The following is a 4,379-nucleotide window of genomic DNA, read 5'->3' as shown; positions in this document are numbered from 1 at the left end:
TATCATAAATTAAATTTATATCCTCAAAAGTTTCATTAAAAGTGAATTTTGCATTTTTATCTGGAGACCTTCCTTCACCACGTCTGTCATAAGAAATGACATAAAAACCATTTTCCGAAAGTTTTTGAGCGGTTGTTGCCTCAAAACCCACAGAATTATATCCTGGACCACCGTGAAGGTATAGTAGTGGCTTATCATTTGGATCGCCAAATGCTTTTGAATAAATGGTTTGCGAGTTAATTACGAGTGTAAATACTATAAATATAAATACTGTTAGTGTTTTTTTCATTTTGATTCCTTTAGTTTTCATTTAGAGACAAGGAATGTCAAAATGTTACAAATTATTTTTTTTAGGATGCATATAACCTGATTCGTATGGTTAGTTACGTGTTTTAAGCACTAAATTTCCTAAATAAAACATAGATAGAAAGTCCGTTTAGACTTTTGTAAATAGGCAAAAACCAGTAATTAATTTTATACGGTATTGGCATTTCGTTATTTATTTAATAATCTTTCTTTTTCAAATTCTTCCGACCTTTTTATTTGCTCCTCAAGATTCCATTCAAAGTCAAATCTGTTTTTCAGGAATTCAGTGATTGGTTCAAGTCCGATTTTAGCTCTTCTTTTATCTAGGTTTATAGGATTAAAAACTGGCCAGACATTGAAGCTTTTAGTTTTCGGATAGTATTTCATTTGTCCTCCGTAAATTTGTAAATGACCTTTATCTGTTGCAATTCTATCTTTAGCACGAACGAGATACCTTGGCTCTAGTTTTTTGTCCAACACAGCTTGTTTCATTAAAGGAATATAATGCTCTCTTGTTTCTTGATCTGCATGTTGAAGAACATTTGCGATAGTCATATTTCCTTGATTTCCAATCAATTCATTTTTAGGCCAACCATAAGTATCTAATATTCTTTTAATTTTTATGATATTAATTTTATGATTCTTTCTGTATTCTTTTTGATATAGATCAGCTTCTTTTGATTCTGCACCGTAAATATTAATCAAAGAATCCCTTAAACTTATAGGTGTTTGTTCTGTCCATCTTATAGTATCTAGAGTTGCAATTAAATTTTTAGTTTTATGAACAGTATTTATAGATTTTTCTAATTTTTTTTTATTTGAACAAGAAGCTATTATTAATAAAAATAGTAAAAATAGAAATCTCATATTTTCATTTTAGGTTCGATCGAGTAATGAATGCAAACGTGTTCGAGTATGGTTAGTTGTGTTGGCTGGAACTAAGTTAGCAAAAGAAAACGAACTAGTAGGGAAATCTGATAGGATTTTACGAGTACACACTAACCAAGCACTTAATTATAAACGTTGTTGTGCTTTTGTTCTACAATTTCTTTATAAATTGAATATAATATTTCATTCATCCTTTCAACTCTTTTTAAATCAGATTAAATACTCGAAAAATCGCTCAAAGGGCAATATGATTTAGTTAACGTCAATTTCATTAAATTTAAACTATATTTAGTCTAAATTACTTATGATTAGTTATGTTAAAATTATATAAAATTATGAAATTTAATAAAAAAATCACAATCCTAGCGATCCTTTTTATTGGACTAATGTCTAGCTGTAGTTCAGAGATAGATTCTTTAGAACTTGAGGAAGAAAATTTAATTATTACGCAATCTAAAACTTTAATATTACCTGTTGATCTTGGTGTTTCTGGAAATTTTGCGATTCTTTCAAAATCAGGAATCACTAATGTGCCTCCATCTGTCATTACAGGTAATGTAGGAACAAGCCCAATAACGGGTGCTGCTCTTTTATTAACTTGTCCCCAAGTTATTGGAGACATATATACAGTTGATGCTGCAGGCCCACTTGCTTGTAGAATAACGGATGCTCCAGGACTCACAACAGCTGTGCTTAATATGCAAGCTGCATATACACATGCTGCAGGACGCTCTAACCCAGATTATCTAAATGTAGGAGCTGGAATTATAGGAGGACAAACGCTTGCACCAGGGCTTCATAAATGGACAAGTACACTTTTAATACCAACGGACATCACAATTTCAGGTGGTCCAAATGATGTATGGATATTTCAAGTTTCAGGAACACTTACGATGAGTTCTGCAGTTAGAATGACTTTAGAAGGAGGCGCAAAAGCCAGTAACATTTTTTGGCAAGTATCAGGCGCTGTTACCCTAGGTACCACAAGTCATTTTGAAGGAAACTTATTAGGTGCAACCTCCATCGCTTTAAAAACAGGAGCTACTGTAAACGGAAGGTTACTAGCACAAACAGCGGTGACATTACAAATGAATACCGTTACGGTACCAGCAGAAAAGGTGAGGTAGCTTTTGCAAAAACTGATTTAAACCTTTATGCACCATACAGTTCTTTCGCAACTGGAAAAGACACGAATGGAAATGATTATGTTTTTTATATAGAAATGGAGCAGGCCTCAGAATATATTACGATGCACCAATTCATAAATGAGTGTTACATGTTTATTTAGAAGACTTTAGCTGTCCAGGGCATATTTAGCCTGTAATGACCAAGATAGTTGTGGTTTTGTTTTTATGATTTCTGCAGAGGATGCCGCTATATTAATAGATGAAGCGTTAGGTTTAGAGCTCTAACCAAAAACGAATAATCATATCTATAATTGTACCACTAAGACTATCAAATAACTAAAAACCTTTGAGTTAATTATTTAAGCCCTGCTTCGGTGTGGCTTTTTTATACCTTATAATTCTAAACATGATTATCACCATTAAGTACTAGCAATTTGGGTCGTTCTGTAAATTCGTAGTCAATACTTAGTTTTCTTAAAGCTCTTAAAGCGGAACCAGAGAAAATTTTGATACGATTTTCCGAGTACACACAAGGCAAATAATTTGTTATATACTTTGTTAGCTAATGCCTCTTATTCCATTTTAACAAGGCCAAGACCTTCTGCATAATAACTAAATTGACTGTATTCATACTTCTGTTTGGTTTTAGAAACTTCTATTTTATAATTACCTTTAAATTTTAAAGCTTTTTAACCTTTACCAAGAAAATTGATTTTTACTTTTTCGACGAATTCTTTTTTCTTTTCAAAAGTTGCTTTTCCATAATGTTTTTCTATTGTTTCTGAAGAATATCGATAACTACTTTCAGTTTCCCATTTGAACACATTCAATTCAATTGTTTTATTTATTACAGCACTTTGTTTTTGACCATTAGATTCAGCTCTATAACTTATAAATCCGTATAATCTTGAGCCTTCATTAGTGTATTCTTCTTTGAATAGTTCGTACTGAATATATTCAGAATTAAATGCCTAGTAATAAGAGTACTTTCATCTAAACTCGATGTTAGTTTCCAATATTCCGTCTTAGATGGATCCACTTTGCATTCGTATTTGTAAACTTTACTCTCTGTTAAATCAGAAAGTTAAAAATAATAACCCTTTGCGAAATCACTTTTAAATAAGATTAATGCTATTAAGATAAATAATGATTTAAGGATTTTTATATTTTCAGTTTGTAGCTAACGTTTTTGTATAAGGTTAGTAGCGTGGTTAAGTAATTAAATTAGTAAACAAATACGAACCAGAGTAAATTCCGAAGGAATTTATAAGTAGGCTAGAACTAGCAATGAATTATACAGGTTGTTGGCAATTGTAATTTTATAATTTTGATGTTGTATTCATCTAATAGATATATTTTTTTCTCGGTTGATATATATATGAAGTCAAATCTTACTTAGTTCTACTTTCTTATGTTAGTACAATTTTAAAAAAGTAAATTGTACAATTGCAGAATAAAATTACTTTTAATTTAAAACCAATCAAAAACTGTGTTAAATAAAAATTATCTTCTTTACAGTATTATTTTTATGCTTCTAATAATTTCATGTTCGCCCGATAGTGACAATGATATTACCCAACCAGAAATCGTAAGCCCAGACCAATACAATTCGGATGTTGTTGTGAGTTGGTTTAATTTAATTAAAGTATTGACTACTGAAACAGCAGGCTATACACCTCCTGTAGCAGCAAGGGCATTCGGTTATACTGGTATTGCTTTATATGAGTCTATCCAAGTTGGTTCGACTGATAAATTGTCCTTAACAGGTAGAATAAATGATTTAAATTTAGAAACGACCATCGAGGAAGGTTTAGAATACCATTGGCCAACAGTTGCAAATACTACAATGGCAATTATGACCAAATTCTTTTACTCTAATGCCTCACTTGTTAATTATTCTAGGATTCTTGAGTTAGAAACTGAATTTAACAATCAGTATTCAAATGATATAGCTGAAGATGTAATTAATCGATCAATTACTTTTGCAAATGATTTAACTGAACAAATTATACTATGGTCTACAACAGATGGTGGTTATGCTGCTCAGTTTAATAATTT

General features: G+C 31.2%; 5 protein-coding genes. 2 read left to right on the top strand and 3 right to left on the bottom strand.

Annotation, left to right across the window (positions count from 1 at the left end; all coding sequences use genetic code 11):
* Both B2U95_RS05895 and B2U95_RS05890 read right to left on the bottom strand, forming a co-directional pair.
* A partial coding sequence (locus B2U95_RS05895) for an alpha/beta fold hydrolase (RefSeq protein ID WP_296313753.1) occupies window positions 1-289 on the bottom strand: 289 nt, incomplete at its 3' end.
* A gap of 206 nt (window positions 290-495) precedes the next feature.
* Window positions 496-1,173 carry a DUF6624 domain-containing protein gene (locus B2U95_RS05890; protein WP_296313751.1) on the bottom strand — a complete coding sequence of 226 codons (678 nt, stop codon included), beginning with the start codon at window positions 1,171-1,173 and terminating at the stop codon, window positions 496-498.
* A gap of 356 nt (window positions 1,174-1,529) precedes the next feature.
* Here B2U95_RS05890 and B2U95_RS05885 point away from each other — a divergent pair, with 356 nt between their 5' ends.
* A complete protein-coding gene (locus B2U95_RS05885) occupies window positions 1,530-2,321 on the top strand; it encodes an ice-binding protein (protein WP_296313749.1) in 792 nt (263 codons plus the stop codon).
* 689 nt (window positions 2,322-3,010) lie between these two features.
* Here B2U95_RS05885 and B2U95_RS05880 read toward each other — a convergent pair.
* Window positions 3,011-3,151, bottom strand: a complete 141-nt coding sequence (locus tag B2U95_RS05880) for a hypothetical protein (RefSeq protein WP_296313748.1) — start codon at window positions 3,149-3,151, stop codon at window positions 3,011-3,013.
* A 698-nt stretch (window positions 3,152-3,849) separates the two neighbouring features.
* Between B2U95_RS05880 and B2U95_RS05875 the strand changes: the two genes are divergently transcribed.
* The coding region (locus B2U95_RS05875; RefSeq protein ID WP_296313746.1) for a hypothetical protein at window positions 3,850-4,379 on the top strand (530 nt) is incomplete at its 3' end.

It is taken from the genome of Winogradskyella sp. UBA3174, assembly GCF_002364335.1.
Classification (GTDB): domain Bacteria; phylum Bacteroidota; class Bacteroidia; order Flavobacteriales; family Flavobacteriaceae; genus Winogradskyella.
Note: the sequence above shows the minus strand (reverse complement) of the source record. Positions and strands in the feature narration are given on the sequence as shown.

Bases quoted from the DNA above. Each gene is read 5' to 3' on its own strand.
- B2U95_RS05890 (WP_296313751.1), bottom strand. From the start codon at position 1,173: ATGAGATTTCTATTTTTACTATTTTTATTAATAATAGCTTCTTGTTCA.
- B2U95_RS05885 (WP_296313749.1), top strand. From the start codon at position 1,530: ATGAAATTTAATAAAAAAATCACAATCCTAGCGATCCTTTTTATTGGA.